Consider the following 1,167-nt stretch of genomic DNA (forward strand, 5'->3'; position numbering starts at 1 on the left):
TCGTTATCCCGTAGGTTGCGCCGTAGCTCCAGACTCAGTTGCCGCAGCACCGTGTCGCCGACGATATGGCCGTGGGTGTCGTTGATTTGCTTGAAGTGATCGATATCGATCAGCGCGATGGTGGCGTGGCTCTTCTGATGCTGGCACTTGTGGAACTTAAGGTTCAGCAAGTCTTTCCAAGAACCGTGATTGAGCAGCTCCGTGAGGCTGTCGATACGGCTCAGGGCGCTGAGCGTGCGTTTGTGGTCCGACAGTTTTATCGCCAACTGATAGCAGACCATGCCGATAGCCATGGGGTAGAGCGTCAGCATCGGCAGGCAGGCATACACCTCTATCAGCCTGACATTGAGGTTCAGTTGCACGCCAAACAACACCCAGGCCAATCCTGCTCCGAACAATTGGGCCAGCAGCCCGCCTAGCAACAAACGTTGGCCGCCGGCGGCCACGTTGTTCATGGCTACCATCGACAGCAGGGTGACGCTGGTCAACGGCGTAAATTGCAGCGTTGCGGTCCAAAACCCGCTGAACAGGGCATCAAACAGCAGGTTGCGCCGTTCAGCGTTGTAGGGAAACTTGGCCCGGATAGCCAGTTGATACGCCACATGAGGCCAGACAAAACCATTGACCAGCAGCGCCGCCCAGATCCACGCAGGCATCCCCAGCGGGTAGAGCGCGGCGGTCACACTGAGGCAGCACATGGCCGCGCCGATGATTCTTGGCTTGTAGATACGCCTGGCAAACGAGATCCCTTTGCCTTGTCGGTTTTCCATAGGTACCTGAGTTAGCTGATTTTTTTGTAGATATAAAGGCACGCATTCGCGGGAATTACCGCTGATCGGATAACTCCCGTGAATATTGTCAATTATTCAGGTAGGAATAATCAGTGTCCTTCCAGGCCATTTGCGCAAAAAGGATGACAGATGCGTCAAAAGCGACCAGGTATGTCGCTGTTGCAACAGTCGTTATGGCTGTGTGCTGGGCTTGATTTCGTAGCCGGCCAGAAACAGGTCGATGGCCGACTCAATCACGCTGGCCTGAGTGGCCGCATCGAGGGTGGGTTGGCCCAGCGTAATCTGCGGCCAGAATGCAAACGCCTTGAGCAGGCTCTGGATCTGGTGAGCGGCAAAGGCCGGGTCGTTGCCGGATAGCCGCCCGTCTTCTTGAGCC

The 1,167-nt window shown here is 56.1% G+C and carries 2 protein-coding genes; both read right to left on the reverse strand.

All coding sequences use genetic code 11. From position 1 onward, the window contains the following. Positions 1–770, reverse strand: a 770-nt coding sequence (locus tag B6S09_RS18080) for an MASE2 domain-containing protein (protein WP_094279860.1), incomplete at its 3' end; no start/stop codon positions are given. A 192-nt stretch (positions 771–962) separates the two neighbouring features. Continuing rightward, on the reverse strand, positions 963–1,167 hold a 205-nt coding region (locus tag B6S09_RS18085), incomplete at its 5' end, for a TetR/AcrR family transcriptional regulator C-terminal domain-containing protein (protein ID WP_211281097.1).

Source organism: Oceanimonas baumannii, assembly GCF_002245495.1.
GTDB lineage: Bacteria > Pseudomonadota > Gammaproteobacteria > Enterobacterales > Aeromonadaceae > Oceanimonas > Oceanimonas baumannii.